Genomic DNA, 20890 nt, shown 5'->3' with positions numbered 1-20890 from the left:
TTCCACGCCGACCATTTCGGCGGCATTCCGTTTTTTGTTCTGGACCAGCAACTGAACGTCAAGCGAAGCCGGCCGCTGCTGATCGCCGGGCCGCCGGGCCTGCGGGAGTGGTACGCGCGGGCGATGGCGGTGGCCTTTCCCGGCGAGCGGACGCTGCCCTTCGAACTGGTGTTGCAGGAGGTGGAAATCGGCGCGCCGCAAGACATCCTCGGCATGCAGGTGACGCCTTTGCACGTCAAGCACGACGAGCGCGCCGGACCCTGCCTCGCCTACCGGATCGAAACCGGCCGCAAAACGCTGTGCTATTCCGGCGATACCGAATGGACCGATGCGCTGATCGACGCCGCGCGCGCCGCCGATCTCTTCATCTGCGAATGCTACATGTACGAGACGCTGCGCAAATCCCACATGACGCTGTCGACCTTACGTCAGCATTTGCCGGCGATCGGCGCCAAGCGCGTGATTTTGACCCATCTGAGCGAGGACATGCTGGCGCATCTCGCCGATATTGAACTGGAATGCGCGGTAGATGGATTGGTGGTGGAGGTGTGAGACCTCAGAAATTCTCAACCCAGGGCCGCAATTCCACCTCGGAGGTCCAGGCGTTGCGCGGCTGGCGCAGCACATCGAGGTAGGTTTGCGCGATGGCGTCGGGATCGAGCAGCGAATCCGGCTTGTCGGCCGGCTCGATCCGGCGCGCCGATCGGATGCCGCCGTCAATGACGAAATGCGCGACGTGAATGCCCTGCGGCTGCAATTCGCGGGCAAGACTCTGCGACAGCCCGCGCAGTGCGAACTTTGCCATCGCGAATGGTGCGGATTTCGCATAGCCCTTCACGCTGGCGGAGGCGCCGGTGAAGAAAATCGCACCGTGCCGGTTTGGCAGCATGCGCTTCGCGGCCTGCTGCGCGACGAGGAAGGCACCGAACGCGGACACCGCAAGCGCTTTTTCGACATCGGCGGGCAGAAGCTCGGTGAGCGGCCCTCGGGTGCGGAAGCTCGCATTGTAGATCGCCACATCGGGTGCGCCGAGCGCGGCCTCGACCTCGGCGAACAGCCGCGCGACCTGCCCCTCCTGAGAGGCGTCGCAGGCAAACGCCTTTGCGCCGGTTTCAGCGGCCAAATGGGCGAGATCGTCGGTCGAGCGGGCGGCCAGAGCGACCCTGAGGCCGGACTTCGAGAGAAGCCGGGCAAGCGACGCGCTCAGTCCCGATCCTGCGCCGACGACCAAGGCGGTGCGATAAGCCGGCGCGGTCATAAGCCATCTCCTGCGCGGTCAAGGGGCCGCGCAGGATGATGGCTTGGAACAGGCTCTGCAAGCGCGTGCGTGCACCGGCCGGCGTCGCTCCTTCGGGCGGTCAGCCGTTGTGGACCTGCTCGCTGCCGCGGTGATGCAGCGTCTTGGCGAGTGCTGAACGGTCCAGATGCGTTCCGTCGTCGCCTTCGATCAGCAGCGCCACCCGGCCGGTTGCCTTCAGATGCTGGGCGAAGCTCACGGCCTCGTCCATCGAGGCGCATTCCTTAAAGAGATGACGGCCCTTGTCGAGCGGGCTCAGAGTCTCGGAGCCGGCCGGACCGGAATAGACACGGTACATGGGGTGCCTCCGTTTCTGGTGTTGCCAGAGAATAACAACGCGAACGGAGCCGAAGCGTTCCTCACATCCGGAACACCCCAAACCGCGTCTCCTCCACCGGCGCATTCAGCGACGCGGATAAAGCAAGCGATAGCACCCGGCGGGTCTCGCCGGGCAAAATGATGCCGTCGTCCCACAACCGTGCGGTGGCGTAATATGGTGAGCCCTCCCGCTCGTATTGTTCGCGGATCGGCTGCTTGAATTCCTCCTCCTCGACTTCGCTCCAGGTCCCTCCGCCCGCCTCGATATTGTCGCGGCGCACGGTGGCCAGCACCGAGGCGGCCTGCTCGCCCCCCATCACCGAGATGCGCGCGTTCGGCCAGGTGAACAGGAAGCGCGGACCATAGGCCCGGCCGCACATGCCGTAATTGCCCGCGCCAAACGAGCCGCCGACGATCAGCGTGATCTTCGGAACCCGCGCACAGGCCACCGCCGTCACCATCTTGGCGCCGTCTTTTGCGATGCCGCCGGACTCGTAGTCGCGGCCGACCATGAAGCCCACGATGTTCTGCAGGAACAGAAGCGGGATGCGGCGCTGGCAGCACAGCTCGATGAAATGCGCGGCCTTCAGCGCGCTTTCGGAATAGAGAATGCCGTTATTGCCGAGAATGCCGACTGGCATGCCGGACAAATGCGCGAAGCCGGTGACGAGCGTCGTGCCGTAAAGCTTCTTGAACTCGTCGAACTCGGACGCATCAACGATGCGCGCGATGATCTCGCGCACGTCATATTGCTTTTTCAGGTCGGTCGCGACGAGACCCTGTAATTCGGCCGGATCGTGCAACGGCTCGCGCGCGGCAATCACCGGGATGTCCACCCGCTTCACCGTGTTAAGGTTCGCGGCGATGCGGCGCGCGATTGCCAGCGCGTGTTCGTCGTTGGCGGCCAGATGATCGGCGACGCCGGATTTGCGCGTATGCACATCGGCGCCGCCGAGATCCTCCGCCGACACCACCTCGCCGGTCGCAGCTTTCACCAAAGGCGGGCCACCGAGAAAAATCGTGCCCTGGTTCTTGACGATCACGGTCTCGTCCGACATCGCCGGCACATAGGCACCGCCCGCGGTGCAGGAACCCATCACCACGGCGATCTGCGGGATGCCGGCCGCCGACATCTGCGCCTGGTTGTAGAAGATGCGGCCGAAATGATCGCGGTCGGGAAACACCTCGGTCTGGTTCGGCAGATTGGCGCCGCCGGAATCGACAAGATAGATGCACGGCAGCCGGTTCTCGCGCGCGATCTCCTGGGCGCGGATGTGCTTCTTCACCGTCATCGGATAATAGGTGCCGCCCTTAATGGTGGCGTCGTTGCACACGATCATGCATTCGCGGCCCGACACCCGGCCGATCCCGGTAATGATTCCGGCGGCATGAATGTCGTCGTCATACATCCCGTAGGCGGCGAGCGGCGACAACTCAAGAAACGGCGAACCCGGATCGATCAGGCGCATCACCCGCTCGCGCGGCAGGAGCTTGCCGCGTGACACGTGGCGTTCGCGCGATTTCTCGTTGCCGCCGAGCGCTGCGGCCGCGCGCGCCGCCTTCAGCTCGTCGATCAGCAACTGCCATTGTCCGGCGTTGATCAGAAACTCGCGCGAGCGGGTATCGATTGTCGATCCGATGCGCGCCACGCCACCCTCCCCGATTCTCGGCCGCGGGAACTATGCCGCGACGCGAAGCAATTGGCCATAAGGCCGGCGCTGTAACACGCTGTTGCGTGAGTTGATCGACGGCGACGGCCGTTTGCGTTGGAACCGGAACGTCGACGCAGCTGCGACGTTTTAACCGGGACCGGCGCTTTTCGCCGGAGCACGGGGCTTCACGAAACGTAACAACCAAGGACAGGAGTCACCCCATGAGGTCTCGATTGCTAATCTCGGTTTCCGCCGCTGCCCTGATCGCCGGCGCGGGTCTCGCCGCCGCTCAGGACAAGGGCGGACCGGGCGGCTCGATGGGCGGCAATCCCGCCGCGGCGCCGCAAACCACGTCTCCCGCGCAGCAATCCGCGCCCCCGGCCGCCCAGCCGCGTGGCGGCATACCGGGCGGTTCGGAGATGCAGCAGCGCCAGGAAGCCCCGCCGGCGCGCGCGCAGCAGAACATGGACCGCGGCGAGCAGAAGCAGCAGCGCGCCCAGGATCGGCAGGAACAGCGCCAGGAGCAACGCCAAGACCGCGCGCAGGATCAGCGCGAGCGCAGGCAGGATCGTGCGCAGGACAAGTCCGATCGTAAGGGCGGCGCGACTGCGACCGAGACCAAGACCGACCGCAAGGACGCGACCACCGGTCAAGGTGCGGCCGGCGCCGGCTCAGCTTCGCTGACCACCGAACAGCGCACCAGAATCACGAGCTCGATCACAAAGACCAATGTGAAGCGGGAAACGAACGTGAACTTCAACATTTCGGTGGGCACCACGGTGCCGCGCACTGTCGTGTTGCATCCACTGCCGCCGACCGTCATTGAGGTCTATCCGCAGTGGCGCGGCTACCGTTTCGTTCTGGTCGAGGACGAGATCATCATCATCGAGCCGGGCAGCTACCGGATCGTTGCGGTGATCGACGCCTAACAGCGAAGTCGGGATGAAACGAATCCGCCGGGACGCCTGCTTGTCCCGGCGGAACCATTTTGCGACTCGGAGACCGGCTTCCGGAAGGTCATATTTCGTTAATATTTGCTTGCCATACTTGTGAAAGTTTCGGTGTGCATTGGGACGGATGTACTCCCAGCGTTGCGCATCGAGTGGGAAGCCCGGCCAGCGGCCGGGTTTTCTTTTTTGTGTCCTTTCAAGCGGCCAATCCCGCCCTCATCAGAGGCGGAAATTCAAGGGCGGCGTTTACGGCACCGCAATCGAAGCCAATTCGAGTCCGCCTTCGGCTTGCTCACCGCTTTCGTCCAACAACACATCGCCTATGCACGGCAAATGGTCCGAAATGGTCCGGGCTTCGCGGTCAGTCCAGGTCTGGACCAGAAGATGCCGCGGCCGGCAATAGATCCGGTCGAGCCGCAGGACCGGGCAGACCGAAGGAAAGGTTCGGTGCCGCGAGCGTCCGGGCAGAACTTTCGCGAGCACGCGCCGCACCGAACCCGGCCAGAGCCAGTCGTTGAAATCACCCAGTAACACGAACGGCGTCCGGTCACCGATCATGTCGAGCAGCGCCCTGGCCTGGCTATGGCGCTCGCGCACACTCAGTCCAAGATGCGTCGCGCCGACGTGAAGCGGACCGCCCGGTGTATCGAAGCGGGCCGTGATCGCCCGGCGCGGCTCAAACTCGCCGTATGAAATATCGCGGATGTCGGTTTGGCGCGGCGGCCAGCGGCTCATCAGCATTTGGCCATAATCGCCATCGGCGGTGACGATGGTTTTGGCGCCAACGCCATAGTGACCCAGACCCTTCTGCAGCATCTGGAACGGATCGATACCGGGCTGCCGCCGGGAATCCACTTCCTGCAACGCGACGATGTCGGGATCGGCGCGCAAAATCAGCGCAAGGACCTTCTGAAGATCGAACCGCGGATTGCGCCCGACGGCCCCGTGAATATTCCACGTCATGACGCGAATGGCGCGGCGGCGCAGTTGGCTCAAGAGGCGCTTCCGTATTTCGACGCGGCAGCCTGCAAACCGAAGACCATGGCGATCCACAGGCCAAGCAGGACCGCGACCGTGACGATTTCCGTCGGGCTGGGAGATGAAATCAGTTGCATAATCTGACTGCCGAGCAGCGACATCACCACAAGACCCGGAAGCAAACCAAGCGCGGTTCCGAACATGTAGTGCCAAAGCCGGATGCCGCTCGCGCCCGCCACAAGGTTGACGAGCGTGAAGGGCGCCAGCGGGACGAGGCGAATGGCAACGATCGGCAGCAGGCCTTGTCGCGCAATCTTGTCGCGAATGCTGCTCAGTCGCTTGCCCATCACTTTGGTCAAGCCATCGCCGCCGACCGCAGCGCCGATACCGTAAGTGACGAGCGCACTCGCCAGCGCACCGATCAACGCGTAGGTGAAGCCGCTCCATGGACCGAAACTCGCCGCCGTCGCCGCGATCAGGATCGTCAGAGGAAAGGCCACGAGTCCGCCCAGTATGAAGCCCAGCAGCACTGCGAACGGCGCCCAGTGACTTTGCGAGATATCCGCGATCATCGTCTGCAAAGCCTCGGCATCGGCCAACGCCGACAACGGCGAGAATTGCCAGGCGAGCGTCAGGGCGACCAGAAAGGTAGCCGCAACGGCGAGTTTGCCTGCTCCGCCAGACAGCATCCGCCGTGCGCTCGCCCCGCCCCGTCCCAGTATCGTTGCGAGCGTCAGCGGCCGCGGCGGGTCCGCGAGCGTTTCGATATAGGCTTTTCGGTCGGCCCCGAGCTCGCCGTCATCGATCGGCGATAGCGCATGTCCGTTGGATGACAGCCGGTCCGGAATTTCGGTGAAGGCCGAACCGGCGGCCAGACTTTGCGCCACCGCCTCGGCCGTAACGCCGCAATGCTCGCCCAACAACCGGTTGCGGATACTGGCAATAGCGACGCGATCGCGGCCGTCGCGGGCTTCGATCACCAGATCGCATTCGGTGTCGGTCCCGAGGGACCGGTTGTTGAGATTGGCAGAGCCAATACGCAAAACCCGGTCGTCAACCACCATGACTTTCGAATGCACCATGGTGTCGGCTGACTCTTTGCCCTGGCTGACATGTGGATAGATCAGGCGGACGCGATCCAGCACGCCCGCATCCGCGAGGATTTGCCGGAACCGGATGCGGCCGTTGCGCATGGTGTGCGCTTCGATCCACGATTCCGGCGTGTTGAGCGCGATGAGGATCGCCTCGAGCTCGGGCTTCTCGCGCAAGCGTCCGGCCAGCCGCTGTGCGACAGATTCGGCGGTCATGAACTGGTTCTCGATATAGATGGTGCGCTCGGCTGTATCGATCATGTCGAGGAACAGGCGCTCGACTTCGCGCACCTCCTTTCCGCCCTCGCACCCGGGAACCGTGCGCGCGACGCCGACATCGATGTCTCTGAAGTCGGGCGCGATGCTGTCCGGCCAGCAATCCCACGTTGCGACACACTGTTCCGGCTCGGCGCAGCGCGCCTGCCGCCAGCGTTCCCGAACAAGATCGCCGAGCGCTTTGGCGGCCGAGCCCTCCACCGCGGCCTGCACGTCGTGAAACGGCCGATAAGGCTCGCCGGCAGGATCGCACCGCAAATCGTTTGCCGCCTGGTGTTCGGACGTGTCCCAACGCCGGATGGTCAGATCGAGGCCGCCGGAATAGGCGATCGCGTCGTCGATCACCACGATCTTCTGATGTTGCGAACATCCGAGAGGAAGCTGCCCATCGAGACAAAAGCGGATCTGATCAGGGGTCTTCCAATTCAGCGACAGCGCCGGAAACACTTCGCGCTCCAGCGCATAAAGCACAGAGAAATCCCACAACAGAAGATTGATGGTCAATTCGGGCCGGCGTTCGGCCAGTGCCGACAGAAATTCGCCAAGCCCTTCCGGAAATCCGTCCTCGGCCGCGCCGGACGGACCGACCAGGCGCATGCGGCTGTCGATATCCCAGCCCGCGATGTAGACGCATCGGCGTGCCTTCAGAAGACTTTCCCGCAATGCGCCGAAATAGGCCGCGCCGTCGATGAGGACCGCGACGCGATCGGCGCGCTCCACGCGCCAGACATTTCTGTTCGTGCGGAGCAGAGCGGCCGCCATGCAGATTTCAGGTTCCGGTTTAGCCACCAGAACGCGGCAACCGGCTCCAAAGTTCCAACCCCGGGGCTTAGTCCACCTCGTTGCCCGGCATCACCCAAGGTTCCGCCACGCCCGCCGCCTGCCATTCCTGCCACGCCGGCAACGCCTGCATCGCCGCCATATAGGCTTGCCCGGCAGGCCCGGCCTTGATGGCGTAGCTGACAAAGCGCGACACCACCGGCGCATACATGGCGTCCGCGGCGCTGAAGGCGCCGAACAGAAACGGTCCGCCCTGCCCGAAGCGCGCCCGGCATTCGCTCCAGATCGCGTCGATGCGCTGCACATCGGCTTCGGCCTCCGGCGTCAGCGCGCGCGGCCTGCCGACCCGGCGCATATTCATCGGGCAATGCCTGCGCAGCGGCGCGAACCCCGCGTGCATCTCCGCCGAGACCGCCCGCGCATGCGCGCGCGCCTTCGGTTCCGATGGCCAGAGCTGCGTCTGCGGAAAGCGATCGGCGATGTGGTCGAGGATCGCAAGCGACTCCCAGATGACCATCTCGCCGTCGATCAGCACCGGCACCTTCCCGGTCGGTGAATAGTGCAGAATCCGCTCCCGGCTGCCGGGTTCGTAAAGCGGGATCACCTCGTCTTCAAAGGCAAGTCCGGCATGGCGCATCGCGATCCACGGCCGCAGCGACCATGACGAGTAATTCTTGTTGCCGAGAATGAGTTTCAGCATATCGCGTTCTCCGCAAAATTTGCGCGGCGATGATTGCGGCCCCGGCGTGCAAGCTCAAGTCATTTCCACTTATCCGCGGCATCACCAATCCAAATGCGAAGGATAACACGTCACGGCACGCACCGACCCGGTCAAACGTCATGGGACTGTTATTGATGCTCGCTAGGCGGGGAACGAAAGCAATCTAAGCCAACCCCGATTTGAGGATCCCGCCATGATGCAACGCCGTGCATTCCTGACCCTGACCGCGGCTGCTGGTACGCTGACCGCTCCCGCCATTCTTCGCGCACAGTCGCGTCCGGTCATCAAGGTCGGGCTTGGCCCGCAACAGCCGACCCAGGCCGATACGCGCCGGGTATGGGAGCCCGTCTACAAGATCGTCTGCGACCGCGCCGGCGCCGACCTGCATCTCAACGTCGCCAACGACTGGGCCGGCATTGCGGTGGCAATCGCCAATGAGCAGGTCGACGTGGCCCAGATGGGCCCCTGGGGCTATGTGCTCGCCAGGGCGAATGGCGGCGCTCGTCCGATCAACATGATGCTGGTCAACGGCAATCCCTTCTACAAGGCGCTGATCGTCGGGCGTCCTGGCCTCAAAATTTCGAAATTCCCCGACGACGCCAAGGGCATGTCGATGCAGATGCTGGACACCGGTTCCACGTCGGGGTGGCTGGTGCCGACCTATTTCCTGCGCCAGCGCGGCATCGAACCCAAAACCTTCTTCGGCCGCTACGCTGAGGGCGCTTCAGCCGCCGCCGCGCAGATGGCGACCATCAACGGCCAGGTCGATCTCGCCACCGGCTGGGACACCCACCGCAATACCATGATCAAGAACGGCATGATGCAGGCCGATTCCAACCAAGTGATCTGGGAATCCGACCCGCTGCCGAACGAATGCGTGGTGGTCCGCAAGGGTCTCGACCAGGCCCTCGCCGACAAGCTTCAGGCCGCCTTCAACGGTCTCTCCGAGGAGGAAAAGAAGCTGCTGCCGCCGCCCTATACCGGCTTCGTCTCGACCACCCATGAGCCCTACGAAGTGCTCGAAAAGATGGGCCGCGACCTTGGCGTGCTGAAGGTGTCGTCCTAGCCGATGTGGGAGCTTCGGCGCTCGCCTCCGACGCGCGGCCCGAACGGTGTCTATACCGAGCCGCGCGTCCCGCTGACCTCTGCTGCAATGCTAATGCGGTTGGCCCTCGCATTGGCATGTGGCATCGCCTTTGCGGTCTGCCTCAAACTGTCCGAAGTCAATCTCGCGCAACTCGTGAGCGGGATGCCGCGCCTGGTCCAGTGGCTTGCAAAGTCCTGGCCGCCCTACACCCAGGACCTCGGCACGTTCTGGCTGCGCGCCGCAGAGACCGTTGCTATCGCAACCGTCGGCACAGTATTCGCGACCATCTTTGCGTTTCCGCTGTCGATCTTCATCGCCCGCAACACCACGCCGTCGCTGGCGCTTTCGCTGCCGGTACGGCTGGTGGTCAACGCATTCCGCGGCGTCGACACCGTCGTGTTCGCGCTGCTCTTCGTCGCGGCGGTGGGCCTTGGCCCGTTCGCTGGCGTCCTCGGCATGATCGTGCATTCGATGGGAGTGATCGCCAAACTCAACAGCGAAGCGATCGAGACCATTCCGAATGCGCCGCTCGAGGCGGCGGCCATGACCGGCGCGAACCGCACCAAGGTTGTCTCCTATGCGCTTCTGCCCTCGGTCATGCCCAATCTTGCGTCGATCTCGCTCTATCTCTGGGAAGCCAATGTGCGGACCTCCACCATTCTCGGCATCGTCGGCGCCGGCGGCATCGGCATCGAGATCAAGGCCGCGATCGATCTGCTGGATTTTCCCAAACTTTTGACGCTGACCGTGATCGTGCTGATCATGGTGACTGTGATCGATCAGTTCAGCGCGTTTCTGCGGCGGAGGCTGGTGTGACCCTCGTCGCGGATCCGACGCTACACCCGACCACGCCTGTCCTCGACCTTATTGGCGTTACCAAGCGCTACGGCGGCACGACCGCGATCCGGGAAGTCAGTCTGACCGTGCATCCCGGCGAGGTGGTCGTGCTGCTCGGGCCGAGCGGCGCTGGCAAATCCACGATTTTTCGTTGCGTCTCGGGATTGGTGAGCACCGACGCCGGGCAGGTCCGAGCCTTCGGACGCGATCTCAACACACTGAGCCGCCGCGAACTCGATCTGCAGCGCCGGGCTATCGGACTGATCTTTCAACAGTTCAACCTCACCGGACGTATGAATGCACTGGGTAATGTGCTCGCCGGACGCCTCGGTCACGTCGCGACCTGGCGCGTGTTGCTGCGCGCCTTTCCGCAATCCGACCGGCAGATCGCGCTCGCCGCGCTCGACCGCGTCGGGCTGATCGACAAGGCCTACCAGCGCGCCGACAGCCTCTCCGGCGGACAGCAGCAACGCGTCGCGATCGCCCGCGTGCTGGCCCAGCAAAGCCGGCTGATCCTTGCCGATGAGCCTGTGGCGAGCCTCGATCCGGCCGCCGCCGAAAATGTGCTCTCGGTTCTGCGCGAGGTGGCGCACGAACGCGGCATCGCCGTCTTGTGCAGCCTGCACCAGACCGATCTCGCACGCCGCTTTGCCGACCGCATTGTCGCGTTGCGCGCCGGGGTCGTGGTCATGAATCGTCCGGCTCATACGGTTCAGGGACCGGAGATCGACACCATTTACCGCGCGGCCTGAGCGACATGATGATCGTCCAGATATCCGACCTGCATGTAACGTCCGACGGGCACGCGGTCTGTGGCGTGGTCCCGACGAATGCGATGGCCAAACGCGCAGTAGGCGCCATCCTGCGCCTCGCGCCACGCCCCGATCTCGTGCTCGTTAGCGGCGACCTCACCGAACATGGCGAACCGGAGGAGTATGCGGCGCTTGCTAACCTCCTCAGCCCGTTGCCGATGCCGGTCTACGCAGTGCCGGGCAATCACGACCGGCGCGAGGCCATGCGCTCCGCATTCGGAAACGCAGGGTTCCTGGCCGCCCAGGGCCCGCTCAATTTCACGATCGATGCCGGGCCGCTTCGCATCGTCGGCCTCGACAGTCTGGTCGAGGGAAAGAGTCACGGCGTATTGCTGCCCGAAACCCTTGACCATCTCGATCGCTCTCTGACCGGCGCACCGGATCGTCCGGCGCTCGTCATGCTGCATCATCCGCCCTTTGTCTGCGGGATCGCACATATGGACAAGATCCGATTGCTGGACGGTGCCGAGGAGCTCGGCCGCATCCTGTCAGGCCATCGACAGGTAAAGCGGCTTATAACCGGCCATGTGCATCGGCCGGTATTGTTCACCTTTGCCGGAATCCCATGCCAGATTGCCCCATCGGTCGCGCATCAGGTCGCTCTCGAGCTGACACTGGACGGCCCTGCGTCGTTCACCCTTGAGCCGCCGTCCATGCTGATTCACCGCTTCGATGAAGCGCATGGGCTGACAACGCACATGGCCTATGTGGATTCGGCGCCCGGCCCCTACCGGTTCTGAGCGCGCTACTTGTGTTTCGGCTCGACCGCCTCCACCGGTCCGCCGGCCTTCTTCCAGGCGCCGAAGCCGCCGCGGATATGCGCCACGGGTTTGAGGCCCATCATCTGCGCGGTCTGCGCCGCGAGCGCCGAGCGCATGCCTCCGGCGCAGAAGAACACATATTTCTTGTCCTGCGCGAACGCCTCCTTGTGATAGGGGCTTTGCGGATCGATCCAGAATTCCAGCATGCCGCGCGGGCAATGGAATGCGCCGGGAACCCGGCCGTCGCGCTGCAATTCGCGGATGTCACGAATGTCGACGAGGACCACGTCGTCGCGGCCATAGAGCGCGATGGCCTGCTCGACAGCGAGATTTTCGATCTCTTTTTCCGCTGCCTCAACCAGGGATTTGACACCGGTGGTGATGGTCTGGGACATCGCGCGCACTCCAATTGCGTGCGCAAAATTCCAGAATACGCAGGTGGCTTCAAGCCACCGGCGAACGCGGCGCGGTCCCGACCACGCCGCTCATGCTCTCCCCCTCCGCTCACATCGCCGCATAGATCGCGATCAGCACGACCACGACCAGCGCACCGGCGGTCCACAAGGCCGTGGACCACCAGGACTCGTTGGAACCCTGGGTTTGATCTTGTGCCATAGGCCGTCTCCTCGTTGTGCTGCGGAGGGCCACTGCAGACGCACGAGGCGCAACCGCAGTCGGACTACGACTTTAGTCTAATGACTCGGCCGATCTTTTCAAGCCGGTGGTTTGCCGATTTGCGCAGCTGCCACAATTCGTGACGATACCGGTAACGAGTCGACCAGCGAGCCATTCATGTCGCTTTTCACCCTGCCCGACCTGCTCGCGCTCGGCTTTTTCGTTATCTGCTGGCTGGGCTACGCCATCCTGATGGAATGGACCGCCTACGGCCATAGCGGCTTGAATGCCCGCATGCATGTGCATCGCGACGGTTGGATGCAGCAGATGTTGCACCGCGACATGCGCATGGTCGACGCCCAGATCATGGCGTCGCTGCAGAACGGTACAGCCTTTTTTGCCTCGACCTCTCTGATAGCGATCGGCGGCACGCTCGCCCTGCTGCGTTCCACCGACGATCTGATCACCATCGTCGCGGCGCTGCCGTTCGGCGTGCCGACCTCGCGGGTGCTTTGGGAAATCAAGACCATCGGGCTGGCGGTGATCTTCGTCTATGCCTTCTTCAAATTTGCCTGGGCCTACCGGCTCTACAACTACGTCGCAATCATGATCGGGGCGATGCCGCCGTCCACCGAAAAGGATCTGCCCGAGGCGAAGCGTCACGCGCGGCAAACCGGAAAGCTCTGCGAGTCGGCCGGACGCCACTTCAACCGCGGCCAGCGCGCCTTCTTCTTTGCGCTCGGTTATCTCGGCTGGTTCGTTTCGCCCTGGCTCCTGTTCGCAACCACCGCGGCGGTCGTCGCGGTGATGTGGAGCCGGCAATTCGTGTCGGATGCCAATGCTGCGATGACCGCCGAGTAGCCGGTCAAAAGATCAGTCGAGCGCAATTGCGATCCAGGCGGCGCAAATCAGCATCACGGCGAGGCCGGTCGCGACGTTGAGAAGGCGCATCTCGTCCTGCCGCCGCAGCCGTTCGGTGCGCTCGGCGTCGTCGGCGATACCCGGAACGGCGGATATGCCTTCGACAGGTATCACCCTGGTCTCGATCTGCATTGTGAGCCCTCCGCCCCCGGACGCGGCAAGTGTCAGCCAAAATGTTTGCGAATTGGTAACCGTAATCGAAGGTTAACGTTGGCAATTGTCGCCAGTCTTGTCGCAACGCGCTGCTCCCTGCGGTCCGGGGAACAGCTCACTGGTATGGCCGAGCAGCCAATAGACCACGAGCCCGGCCCATTCGCGCACCGCGGTGTCGGCGCGGGCCAGTCCTGCGGCGAGCGAACCGATCGGCCCGGTCAGATCGGCCGGCCCGCGGGTGCGGAAATCCACCGGGTGGGCCTCGACCGGAAAGCCCGCCTTGCGGAACAGGCCGACCGAGCGCGGCATATGATGGGCGGAAGTGACGAGCAACCAGCGTTCGCCGGGTTTGGGCTGCACCAGATCGCGGGTGAAGCGCGCATTTTCCACGGTGTTGCGGGCGCGGCCTTCGAGGACGATCCGCTCGCGCGGAATGCCGAAGCTGTCGAACAGTGCGGTGACGAAATCGGCTTCGCTTGCGCCCTGGAACAGACGGCCGCTGCCACCGGTGAAGACGATACGGGCCTGCGGATGCTCGCGCGCAAGCCGGGCAACCGTGGTCATGCGTTCGGCGGCCTCGTTCAGCGCAATCTCGCCCCGCGCCGCGGACACATCGGGCGAGATCGCGCCGCCGAGAACCACAATGCCATGCGGCGAGCCACCCCCCCCGTCCCATTTCGGAAACCGTTCCTCGAGCGGCAACATCAGCGCATTGCCGACCGGCGCGATGCCGATCACCGCAAGCAGCAGAACCGCGCCGATCAGCAAGCCCTGACCGAACCGGCGCAGCCGCGTGCGCATCAGCAGAATGCCGGTCAGGGCCAGCACGATCAGCAGGTTCGACGGCAGCGCGAAGAAGCCGAGGATTTTGGACAGGCCGAACATGCAAGCCTCTTGCGGACAAATGCGCGCGGCGCGCTACCTCTTCTTCCGCTCGGCCTCGTAGCGCTGTCGAGTCTCCTCGTTCATGGGATAAAGACCGGGCAGCTTCGCGCCCTTCTCCACCTCACCCACCACCCATTCTTCGTAAGCCTCGTGTTCGAGCCCCTCACTCGCAATGGTCTCGACCAGCGCCTGCGGAATCACCACCGCGCCATCGTCGTCTGCGACAATGATGTCGTTCGGAAAGATGGCGCAGCCGCCGCAGGCGATGGGTTCGTTCCAGCCGACAAAGGTCAGCCCGTTCACCGAAGCCGGCGCGGCAATGCCCGAACACCAGACCGGAAGTCCGGTCTTGAGGATGCCGGTCTTGTCGCGCATAACCCCGTCGGTGATCAGTGCCTGCACCCCGCGCTTGACCATCCGCATCACCAGAATGTCGCCGAAAATCCCGGAATCCTGCACGCCCATCGCGTCGGCGATCGCGATGCAGCCTTCCGGCATGTCCTCGATCGCCGCGCGGGTCGAGATCGGCTTGCCCCAGCTTTCCGGGGTCGCGAGGTCTTCGCGTACCGGAACGAAGCGCAGCGTGAAGGCCGGCCCGACGACGCGCTTGCCGCCGGGGACGAGCGGCATCGGACCTTTCATCCAGCTGCGACGGATGCCGCGTTTGAGCAGCATCGTGGTGATGGTTCCGGTGGTGACGTTACGCAGATCGTCGAGCGCACCCATTTGCGATCCTCGTTTTGGGTCAGGCCGGACCGAGATCGAGCCGCGCGTCGCGCCGCCGCAGATACAAGATGAACGGAATCGACAGCAGCACCAACCAGGACTTGCCGATGACCTGTCCGGCCAGAAACTCCAGCGAGCCGAAGGCAAGCCACAGGAAGACAATCGAATCGACGACCAGTCCGACCATACTGGAGACGATCACCGCGGTGACAAGGCGGCGCTGCTGCAAGGGCGTGTAGACGGCAAGATCGGCGAATTCGGAGATGAGATAGGCGGAGGCCGATGCGATCACGAGCGACAGCGGCGCCACCACCCCGGAAATCGCGGCGCCGATCAGGATTGCGGCGACGGCGATGCCGAAGCCGAGCCGCCTTTGCACGAGATCGCGCAAAACCAGCGCCAGTCCGACCATCAGCACGCCGGACGGGGCCATCAACCCGAACCCGACCGGAATGAGGCACGGCCCGTTCGGCGGACACACGGTTCCGACATTGTAGATCATCCAGTTGGCGACCGGAATCGTCAGGCAAAAGAGAGCAAAGACGATCGCGCCTTCGACCCAGCGCCGCGCCTCCTTGGTCATGCCTTTTCGTGCCCGTTGTTGCATCGCTCTTGCCATCTCCAAAAGCCGGCCGCGCGCAATTGACAGGCCGGACATTCGCCGCAGCCGTAACCCCAGGGGTGGCGGCGCGAACGGTCGCCCAGATAGCAGCTATGGGTGCGTTCGACGATAGCATTCACGAGACTATCGCCGCCGATCTCCTGCGCAAGCGCGAAGGTCGCCGCTTTGTCGATCCACATCAGCGGGGTGTGCACCACAAAGCGGCGGTCCATACCGAGCGTCAGCGCGACCTGCATCGCCTTGATGCTGTCGTCGCGGCAATCCGGATAACCTGAAAAATCGGTCTCGCACATCCCCGCGACCAGATGCCGGATACCCCGCCGGCAGGCCAAAGCCGCAGCGAAGGTGAGAAAGATGAGGTTGCGCCCCGGCACGAAGGTGCTTGGCAGGCCGCTGTCCTGCATCTCGATTGCAGTCTCGCGGGTCAGCGCGGTCTCGGAAATCTGGCCAAGTGCGGCGAGATCGACGACATGATCGTCCCCGAGCGCCACCGCCCATCCCGCGTTCAATTCACACAAGGCCGTGCGGATCGCCGGCCGCACCTCGAGTTCGACGGCATGGCGCTGCCCGTAACTGAATCCGATCGTCTCGACCGCACGGAATCGCTGCAGCGCCCAGGCGAGACAGACCGTGGAATCCTGGCCGCCGGAGAACAGAACCAGCGCGCCCTCGTCCTCTAATCCCATTTCGGCGACCACGCCCAGTCGACGATGCGCCCGCCCGGATGCGCAAGGCCCGCGATCTCGGTCATCTCTTCGTCCGTCAGGCTGAAGTCGAACACGTCGATATTCTCGGCGAGCCGTTCCACCCGGCTGGTGCGGGGAATCGCGCCGACCCCCTGCTGGATCACCCAGCGCAGCGACACCTGAGCGGGCGTCTTGCCGTAGGGCTTGCCGATCCGCGCGAGCACGGAATCGGACTTGGCGCTGCCACGAGCAATCGGAGAATAGGCCACCGCCGCCATGCCCCTGGCGCGGCACGCCGCGAGCACTTTCGACTGATCGAGATACGGGTGGTACTCGAACTGGTTGCAGACCAGCCGGTCCTCGGCCAGACGGCACGCCTCCTCGATCAGCGCCACCGTGTAATTCGATACGCCGATATTGCGCACGAGCCCGTCACGCTTCGCCTCGACCAAAGCCGCGATGGTGTCGGCAAGCGGTATCCCCTTGTTCGGCCAATGCAGCAGCAAAAGATCGATCTCACCGAGTCTCAGCTTGCCGACCGATTCCTTGACCGAGCGGATCAACAATCCCGGCGCCAGATTATCCGGCGCCACCTTGGTGACGACGAATACGTCGCTGCGGGAAATGCCGGACGCGCGGATGCCGTCGCCGACATCGCGCTCGTTGCCGTAGAGCTGGGCCGTGTCGAAATGCCGGTAGCCGAGCCGGACCGCCTGTTCAACGACGCGCGCGCAGTCGCGCCCGCGCAGCTCCCAGGTGCCAAGCCCCAGAATCGGTATCTGCGCGTTCTTGGCGTCCAGCGTCTGCATCCGCCTCAGCTATCCCATTTGGGCGATTGCGGCGGCGTGATGATGCGTCCGTTCGGTTCTGCCAGTTTGCGGATTTCCGTCATCTCCGAATCCGCCAGCATGAAATCGAAAATATCGAGATTGGCCTTGAGCTTTTCCGGCGTAGCAGTACGCGGAATCGGGATCACGCCCTCCTGCACGAGGAAGCGCAGGGCGATCTGCGCCTCGTTCTTGCCGTGGGTCTTGGCGATTCGAGCGAGCACCGGATTGCCGGGGATGCGGCCGCGGCCGAGCGGACAATAGCCGGTCACCGAAAGGCCGCGGCCCTTGCAATAGGCGAGAATGGTGCGGTGATCGAGAAACGGATGCGTCTCGATCTGGTTGTTGACGATCGGCTCGTCGGCGATTTTCTCGGCTTCTTCCAGAAGCGCGATGGTGAAATTGGCCACGCCGATATGGCGGGTCTGGCCGTTGCGTTTGGCCTTGCACAGAGCCGGGATGTAGACCGGAGGCGGAATGTCCGGATTGGGCCAGTGGATCAGCAGCAAGTCCACATGGGGCAGATCGAGCCGCTTGAGGCTGCCCTCCACCGAGGCTTCGAAATCGCCGGGTCCAAGATCGCTGTGGCGGACCTTGGTGGTGAGAAAGATTTCGTCGCGTGGCACGCCCGACTTGCGGATGCCCTCGCCGACTTCGGCTTCGTTGTCGTAATAGACTGCGGTATCGATATGGCGGTAGCCCATTTTCAGCGCGGTGCTGACCGCCTCGACGCAAACGTCCCCTTTCAATGTCATGGTTCCCAGTCCGATTGCCGGAATCTGCGCTCCTCTGACCTCGATCACCGGAACCATACCTTCGCGCCCCCAACTTCAATGGCGCGGGAGAATGCCGCGCCGGACCGCGGCTGCCAAGCCGCCCCAACGCGATAGGGGATAAGTCGGCGGCACCGCAAGAGCGATCCCGAAATATTTCAGCGGATGGGTGAGCCGGTGCGTCCAAACCCCTCGCAATCCGGGCAGAACGGCGTGTCTAGTGCTTTTTGCCAAGCACCTTGAAAGCCACATCAGGCGCGCCTTCAATGACACGCAGCAGGGCGCGGGCGGGCCCGCGTGGCGACCGCTTGCCCTGCTCCCAGTTGCGCACGGTCTCGACCGGAACGCCGATGCGCGCGGCGAACTCTGCCTGAGTCATGCGAGCGGCGGAGCGGATCGCACGCGCATAGGCTGCGTCGCCGCCTGGCGAAACTGGCGCCTGGGGCGTCACGAATTGCGGAAAATTGCTGGTCTCCGAGACCGTGCGCTCGCTGCCATCGGGCAGGATTTCGACGATGCGGCCGTCGGCCTTGAGACGCAATCGGAGATCGGGCTTGCCAGTCATGCGCCGATGATCGGCGCAATCGTTCAATGAACCCTTAACACTGGTCCGCCGCACGACCTGAAAAAGCTCAGCGGGTCTTCTCGAAAATCTCGCGGCCGATCAGCATGCGGCGGATTTCGCTGGTGCCCGCGCCGATCTCGTAAAGCTTGGCATCGCGAAGAAGCCGCCCGGCGGGAAACTCGTTGATGTAGCCGTTGCCGCCGAGCGTCTGGATCGCCTCCAGCGCAACTTGCGTTGCGCGCTCAGAGGCAAACAGGATCGCACCTGCTGCGTCCTCGCGCGTGGTGCGGCCTTCGTCACAGGCTTTCGCGACCGCATAGACATATGCCTTTGCGGCATTCATGCCGACATACATGTCGGCGATCTTGGCCTGCATCAGCTGGAAGCGTCCGATCGACTGGCCGAACTGCTTGCGGTCGTGAATATAGGGGATCACGAGGTCGATCGCCGCCTGCATCAGCCCGAGCGGCCCCGCGGCCAGCACCACGCGCTCGTAATCGAGCCCCGACATCAGGATGTTGACGCCGTTGCCGACAGCGCCCAGCACGTTTTCCTCCGGCACCTCGCAATCCTGGAACAGCAATTCGCCGGTGTCGGAGCCGCGCATGCCGAGCTTGTCGAGCTTTTGGGCGGTGGAGAATCCCTTGAACTTCTTCTCGACCAGAAATGCGGTGATGCCGCGCGCCCCCGCGGTGGCGTCGGTCTTGGCATAGACCACGACCGTATCGGCGAGCGGCCCGTTGGTGATCCACATCTTCGAGCCGTTAAGAATATATTTCGTCCCCTTCTTGTCGGCGCGGGTGCGCATCGACACCACGTCCGAACCCGAGCCCGGCTCCGACATGGCCAGCGCGCCGACATGGGCGCCCGAGATCAGCTTCGGCAGATAGCGCTTCTTCTGTTCGTTGGTCCCATTCCTGCGGATCTGGTTCACGCAGAGATTGGAATGCGCGCCATACGACAGGCCGACGGAGCCGGAGGCGCGCGAAATCTCCTCCATGGCGACGCAATGTTCGAGATAGCCGAGCCCCGCGCCGCCCCATTTCTCCTCGACGGTGATGCCGAGCACGCCCAGCTCCCCGAGCTTCGGCCACAGGTCGCGCGGGAATTCGTTCTTGCGGTCGATCTCGTCGGCGCGCGGCGCGATCTTGTCTTGCGCGAAGCGGCGCACGCTGTCGCGCAGCATGTCGATGTCTTCGCCGAGGCCGAAATCGAACCCGCTCCAGGCATTCGCGATCATGCGATTTCTCCGAACCCGATGGGGCGGCTTTTACCCGTGCGCGCTTCGTTGCGTTTCCTGCGGCGCGTCGGGCGTATTCTCCAGACAGATCATGGTCGCCAGCATGCGCGCGATCAACTTCGATTGCGGTCCGGTTTCGGCGTCGACATCGACCTCGACCACGGTAAGCGTACGTCCCGAGCGCAGCACCCGTCCCTTTGCCACAAAGCGGTCGCCGACCGCCGGTGACAACAGGTTGATCTTAAGCTCGACCGTCAACGGCGCGGAGCCCTCCGGCATCAGCGAATAGGCGGAAAAGCCGGCCGCGGTATCGGCGAGGGCCGTGGTGACGCCGCCGTGCAGGAATCCGCGCTGCTGGCAGAGATCGGGACGCGCCTTGACCGCGACCGCGCAGGCGCCCGGCGCGAGCGAGACGATCTCGCCGCCGATCAGGGTCATGAAAGCCTGCCGCGCAAAGCTCTCGCGTACATGGCGTTCCCAATGCGGATTGCGCGGCCTGAAGGCGGTCATCGGCGGCATCCATCGCTCGACCCGTATTGACCCATACGGATGCGTATGTTTCAATACGGTACCGTATGGTGCGGCTCAACCGGAGTCAAGCGACAGCGATGGCCGTCAGGAAGGCAACACAGGAGGTGGCGGCACGCCCGGGCACGCTCGATGCCGCGGCCTGGATCGCCGCGGCCTTCGACGTCGCGGCCGACAAAGGCATGGACGCGGTTCGGGTCGAGCCGCTCGCCAAAGCGCTCTCGGTCACCAAAGGAAGCTTTTACTGGCATTTTGCCGACCGCCGCGCGCTGATCGACGCCATGCTCAGGCAATGGGCGGACCGGCGCATTGCCGCAATCCGCGAGCAGGCGCCCCATGACGGCAACCCTGCTCTCGCGCTGCGGCGGCTCGCGGAGCTCTACGGCCGCCGCAGCAATGCCCGCGGGCTTGCGGTCGAACTCGCGATCCGCGCTTTCGCTCATGGCGACGCCAAGGCCGGCAGCGCGGTCCAGGACGTCGACAGGGAGCGGCTCAAACATGTCGCGGCCCTGTTCGAACGGCTCGGTTACGCGCCGCGCGACGCCAATGCCCGCGCGGTCTTGTTCTACGCCTTTCTGTTCGGCCAAAGCCTGCTCGACCGCCGGGCCGTTGCGGCCTCCGGTACCGAGATCGCTATCGCGGCACTGATCGAGCCCCCGCGTTGACCCTCCGGCCGGCCGGATCAGACCAGCCGGAACATGATCGTGGCGAAGCTGAGGAAGATGAAAAACCCGAAAACGTCGGTCGTCGTGGTGACGAATACGCCGGAGGCGACCGCGGGATCGATCT

26 protein-coding genes are annotated in these 20890 nt (G+C 63.9%); 8 read left to right on the top strand and 18 right to left on the bottom strand.

The genetic code is table 11. The annotated features are described in order from the left end of the window. The coding region (locus tag ACK41X_RS15940) for an MBL fold metallo-hydrolase (RefSeq protein ID WP_409725265.1) at positions 1–552 on the top strand (552 nt) is incomplete at its 5' end. Between the two features lie 4 nt (positions 553–556). Here the strand turns inward: ACK41X_RS15940 and ACK41X_RS15935 are convergent. From ACK41X_RS15935 to ACK41X_RS15925, 3 genes are all read right to left on the bottom strand, one after another. Beyond that, positions 557–1258 (bottom strand): SDR family NAD(P)-dependent oxidoreductase, encoded by a 702-nt coding sequence (locus ACK41X_RS15935; protein ID WP_409725262.1) that lies wholly within the window; start codon positions 1256–1258, stop codon positions 557–559. 100 nt (positions 1259–1358) lie between these two features. Then, positions 1359–1595, bottom strand: coding sequence for a hypothetical protein (locus tag ACK41X_RS15930; RefSeq protein WP_409725260.1), 237 nt, complete (start codon positions 1593–1595; stop codon positions 1359–1361). A 61-nt stretch (positions 1596–1656) separates the two neighbouring features. Continuing rightward, positions 1657–3264: a carboxyl transferase domain-containing protein gene (locus ACK41X_RS15925; protein WP_409725257.1), complete on the bottom strand. Its 1608-nt coding sequence runs from the start codon at positions 3262–3264 to the stop codon at positions 1657–1659. Positions 3265–3488: 224 nt separating this feature from the next. Between ACK41X_RS15925 and ACK41X_RS15920 the strand changes: the two genes are divergently transcribed. Beyond that, positions 3489–4196, top strand: a complete 708-nt coding sequence (locus ACK41X_RS15920) for a DUF1236 domain-containing protein (RefSeq protein WP_409725255.1) — start codon at positions 3489–3491, stop codon at positions 4194–4196. A gap of 267 nt (positions 4197–4463) precedes the next feature. Here the strand turns inward: ACK41X_RS15920 and ACK41X_RS15915 are convergent, their stop codons facing one another. The 3 genes from ACK41X_RS15915 to ACK41X_RS15905 all read right to left on the bottom strand — a co-directional run bounded on the left by ACK41X_RS15915 (position 4464) and on the right by ACK41X_RS15905 (position 8042). Beyond that, positions 4464–5213 carry an endonuclease/exonuclease/phosphatase family protein gene (locus ACK41X_RS15915; protein ID WP_409725252.1) on the bottom strand — a complete coding sequence of 250 codons (750 nt, stop codon included), beginning with the start codon at positions 5211–5213 and terminating at the stop codon, positions 4464–4466. Continuing rightward, positions 5210–7324 carry a VTT domain-containing protein gene (locus ACK41X_RS15910; protein ID WP_409725249.1) on the bottom strand — a complete coding sequence of 705 codons (2115 nt, stop codon included), beginning with the start codon at positions 7322–7324 and terminating at the stop codon, positions 5210–5212. The genes ACK41X_RS15915 and ACK41X_RS15910 overlap by 4 nt, the downstream gene beginning before the upstream one ends. 67 nt (positions 7325–7391) lie before the next feature. Next, positions 7392–8042 (bottom strand): glutathione S-transferase family protein, encoded by a 651-nt coding sequence (locus ACK41X_RS15905; protein ID WP_409725246.1) that lies wholly within the window; start codon positions 8040–8042, stop codon positions 7392–7394. Positions 8043–8256: 214 nt separating this feature from the next. Here ACK41X_RS15905 and ACK41X_RS15900 point away from each other — a divergent pair, with 214 nt between their 5' ends. From ACK41X_RS15900 to ACK41X_RS15885, 4 genes are all read left to right on the top strand, one after another. After that, a complete protein-coding gene (locus ACK41X_RS15900; RefSeq protein ID WP_409725243.1) occupies positions 8257–9129 on the top strand; it encodes a phosphate/phosphite/phosphonate ABC transporter substrate-binding protein in 873 nt (290 codons plus the stop codon). A gap of 93 nt (positions 9130–9222) precedes the next feature. After that, positions 9223–9966 carry a phosphonate ABC transporter, permease protein PhnE gene (gene phnE, locus ACK41X_RS15895; protein ID WP_409725239.1) on the top strand — a complete coding sequence of 248 codons (744 nt, stop codon included), beginning with the start codon at positions 9223–9225 and terminating at the stop codon, positions 9964–9966. Then, positions 9963–10739 carry a phosphonate ABC transporter ATP-binding protein gene (phnC, locus tag ACK41X_RS15890; RefSeq protein WP_409725235.1) on the top strand — a complete coding sequence of 259 codons (777 nt, stop codon included), beginning with the start codon at positions 9963–9965 and terminating at the stop codon, positions 10737–10739. Before phnE ends, phnC begins: the two co-directional genes overlap by 4 nt. An 8-nt stretch (positions 10740–10747) precedes the next feature. Beyond that, complete coding sequence (locus tag ACK41X_RS15885; protein ID WP_409725232.1) at positions 10748–11539, top strand: phosphodiesterase; 792 nt, start codon at positions 10748–10750, stop codon at positions 11537–11539. 5 nt (positions 11540–11544) lie between these two features. Here the strand turns inward: ACK41X_RS15885 and ACK41X_RS15880 are convergent, their stop codons facing one another. Then, positions 11545–11955 (bottom strand): rhodanese-like domain-containing protein, encoded by a 411-nt coding sequence (locus ACK41X_RS15880; RefSeq protein WP_409725229.1) that lies wholly within the window; start codon positions 11953–11955, stop codon positions 11545–11547. Between the two features lie 397 nt (positions 11956–12352). Between ACK41X_RS15880 and ACK41X_RS15875 the strand changes: the two genes are divergently transcribed. Then, on the top strand, positions 12353–13036 hold the full coding sequence (locus tag ACK41X_RS15875; RefSeq protein ID WP_409725226.1) for a DUF599 domain-containing protein: 684 nt from the start codon (positions 12353–12355) through the stop codon (positions 13034–13036). A gap of 12 nt (positions 13037–13048) precedes the next feature. Here the strand turns inward: ACK41X_RS15875 and ACK41X_RS15870 are convergent, their stop codons facing one another. The 10 genes from ACK41X_RS15870 to ACK41X_RS15825 form a co-directional block, all read right to left on the bottom strand. After that, on the bottom strand, positions 13049–13228 hold the full coding sequence (locus ACK41X_RS15870; RefSeq protein ID WP_409725223.1) for a hypothetical protein: 180 nt from the start codon (positions 13226–13228) through the stop codon (positions 13049–13051). 72 nt (positions 13229–13300) lie between these two features. Next, positions 13301–14134, bottom strand: coding sequence for a YdcF family protein (locus tag ACK41X_RS15865; protein WP_409725220.1), 834 nt, complete (start codon positions 14132–14134; stop codon positions 13301–13303). A gap of 33 nt (positions 14135–14167) precedes the next feature. Next, positions 14168–14860, bottom strand: coding sequence for a ribonuclease activity regulator RraA (locus ACK41X_RS15860; RefSeq protein WP_409725218.1), 693 nt, complete (start codon positions 14858–14860; stop codon positions 14168–14170). Between the two features lie 19 nt (positions 14861–14879). Further along, positions 14880–15443, bottom strand: coding sequence for a VUT family protein (locus ACK41X_RS15855; protein ID WP_409725216.1), 564 nt, complete (start codon positions 15441–15443; stop codon positions 14880–14882). Beyond that, complete coding sequence (gene queC / locus ACK41X_RS15850) at positions 15440–16168, bottom strand: 7-cyano-7-deazaguanine synthase QueC (RefSeq protein WP_409725270.1); 729 nt, start codon at positions 16166–16168, stop codon at positions 15440–15442. The genes ACK41X_RS15855 and queC overlap by 4 nt, the downstream gene beginning before the upstream one ends. After that, entirely contained in the window at positions 16159–16977 is an 819-nt protein-coding gene (locus ACK41X_RS15845; protein WP_409725213.1) for an aldo/keto reductase, read from the bottom strand. The genes queC and ACK41X_RS15845 overlap by 10 nt, the downstream gene beginning before the upstream one ends. Before the next feature lie 5 nt (positions 16978–16982). Continuing rightward, positions 16983–17807 carry an aldo/keto reductase gene (locus ACK41X_RS15840; RefSeq protein ID WP_409725211.1) on the bottom strand — a complete coding sequence of 275 codons (825 nt, stop codon included), beginning with the start codon at positions 17805–17807 and terminating at the stop codon, positions 16983–16985. 178 nt (positions 17808–17985) lie between these two features. Further along, positions 17986–18333 (bottom strand): helix-turn-helix domain-containing protein, encoded by a 348-nt coding sequence (locus tag ACK41X_RS15835; protein ID WP_409725208.1) that lies wholly within the window; start codon positions 18331–18333, stop codon positions 17986–17988. 67 nt (positions 18334–18400) lie between these two features. Continuing rightward, positions 18401–19573: an isovaleryl-CoA dehydrogenase gene (locus tag ACK41X_RS15830; protein ID WP_409725205.1), complete on the bottom strand. Its 1173-nt coding sequence runs from the start codon at positions 19571–19573 to the stop codon at positions 18401–18403. 30 nt (positions 19574–19603) lie between these two features. Further along, the gene (locus ACK41X_RS15825; protein WP_409725202.1) at positions 19604–20083 is read right to left on the bottom strand and encodes a PaaI family thioesterase; all 480 of its coding nucleotides are present in this window, start codon (positions 20081–20083) and stop codon (positions 19604–19606) included. A gap of 98 nt (positions 20084–20181) precedes the next feature. Here ACK41X_RS15825 and ACK41X_RS15820 point away from each other — a divergent pair, with 98 nt between their 5' ends. Beyond that, positions 20182–20766 carry a TetR/AcrR family transcriptional regulator gene (locus tag ACK41X_RS15820; protein WP_409725199.1) on the top strand — a complete coding sequence of 195 codons (585 nt, stop codon included), beginning with the start codon at positions 20182–20184 and terminating at the stop codon, positions 20764–20766. A gap of 17 nt (positions 20767–20783) precedes the next feature. Here the strand turns inward: ACK41X_RS15820 and ACK41X_RS15815 are convergent. Beyond that, positions 20784–20890 (bottom strand): magnesium transporter (locus tag ACK41X_RS15815; protein WP_409725268.1); only part of this gene is annotated, 107 nt, incomplete at its 5' end.

The sequence above is a fragment of the Pseudorhodoplanes sp. genome, from assembly GCF_046289595.1.
Taxonomy (GTDB): Bacteria; Pseudomonadota; Alphaproteobacteria; order Rhizobiales; family Xanthobacteraceae; genus Pseudorhodoplanes.
The sequence above is the reverse complement of the archived record's forward strand: the minus strand, read 5'-3'. Positions and strand labels throughout refer to the sequence as shown.

Coding starts and splice junctions, on each gene's coding strand:
- ACK41X_RS15880 (WP_409725229.1), bottom strand. CDS start 11,955: ATGTCCCAGACCATCACCACCGGTGTCAAATCCCTGGTTGAGGCAGCG.
- ACK41X_RS15820 (WP_409725199.1), top strand. CDS start 20,182: ATGGCCGTCAGGAAGGCAACACAGGAGGTGGCGGCACGCCCGGGCACG.
- phnE (WP_409725239.1), top strand. CDS start 9,223: ATGCGGTTGGCCCTCGCATTGGCATGTGGCATCGCCTTTGCGGTCTGC.
- ACK41X_RS15935 (WP_409725262.1), bottom strand. CDS start 1,258: ATGACCGCGCCGGCTTATCGCACCGCCTTGGTCGTCGGCGCAGGATCG.
- ACK41X_RS15875 (WP_409725226.1), top strand. CDS start 12,353: ATGTCGCTTTTCACCCTGCCCGACCTGCTCGCGCTCGGCTTTTTCGTT.
- ACK41X_RS15855 (WP_409725216.1), bottom strand. CDS start 15,443: ATGACCAAGGAGGCGCGGCGCTGGGTCGAAGGCGCGATCGTCTTTGCT.
- ACK41X_RS15845 (WP_409725213.1), bottom strand. CDS start 16,977: ATGCAGACGCTGGACGCCAAGAACGCGCAGATACCGATTCTGGGGCTT.
- ACK41X_RS15905 (WP_409725246.1), bottom strand. CDS start 8,042: ATGCTGAAACTCATTCTCGGCAACAAGAATTACTCGTCATGGTCGCTG.
- ACK41X_RS15930 (WP_409725260.1), bottom strand. CDS start 1,595: ATGTACCGTGTCTATTCCGGTCCGGCCGGCTCCGAGACTCTGAGCCCG.
- ACK41X_RS15865 (WP_409725220.1), bottom strand. CDS start 14,134: ATGTTCGGCCTGTCCAAAATCCTCGGCTTCTTCGCGCTGCCGTCGAAC.
- ACK41X_RS15900 (WP_409725243.1), top strand. CDS start 8,257: ATGATGCAACGCCGTGCATTCCTGACCCTGACCGCGGCTGCTGGTACG.
- ACK41X_RS15870 (WP_409725223.1), bottom strand. CDS start 13,228: ATGCAGATCGAGACCAGGGTGATACCTGTCGAAGGCATATCCGCCGTT.
- ACK41X_RS15825 (WP_409725202.1), bottom strand. CDS start 20,083: ATGACCGCCTTCAGGCCGCGCAATCCGCATTGGGAACGCCATGTACGC.
- queC (WP_409725270.1), bottom strand. CDS start 16,168: ATGGGATTAGAGGACGAGGGCGCGCTGGTTCTGTTCTCCGGCGGCCAG.
- ACK41X_RS15860 (WP_409725218.1), bottom strand. CDS start 14,860: ATGGGTGCGCTCGACGATCTGCGTAACGTCACCACCGGAACCATCACC.
- ACK41X_RS15835 (WP_409725208.1), bottom strand. CDS start 18,333: ATGACTGGCAAGCCCGATCTCCGATTGCGTCTCAAGGCCGACGGCCGC.
- ACK41X_RS15840 (WP_409725211.1), bottom strand. CDS start 17,807: ATGGTTCCGGTGATCGAGGTCAGAGGAGCGCAGATTCCGGCAATCGGA.
- ACK41X_RS15885 (WP_409725232.1), top strand. CDS start 10,748: ATGATCGTCCAGATATCCGACCTGCATGTAACGTCCGACGGGCACGCG.
- ACK41X_RS15910 (WP_409725249.1), bottom strand. CDS start 7,324: ATGGCGGCCGCTCTGCTCCGCACGAACAGAAATGTCTGGCGCGTGGAG.
- ACK41X_RS15920 (WP_409725255.1), top strand. CDS start 3,489: ATGAGGTCTCGATTGCTAATCTCGGTTTCCGCCGCTGCCCTGATCGCC.
- ACK41X_RS15830 (WP_409725205.1), bottom strand. CDS start 19,573: ATGATCGCGAATGCCTGGAGCGGGTTCGATTTCGGCCTCGGCGAAGAC.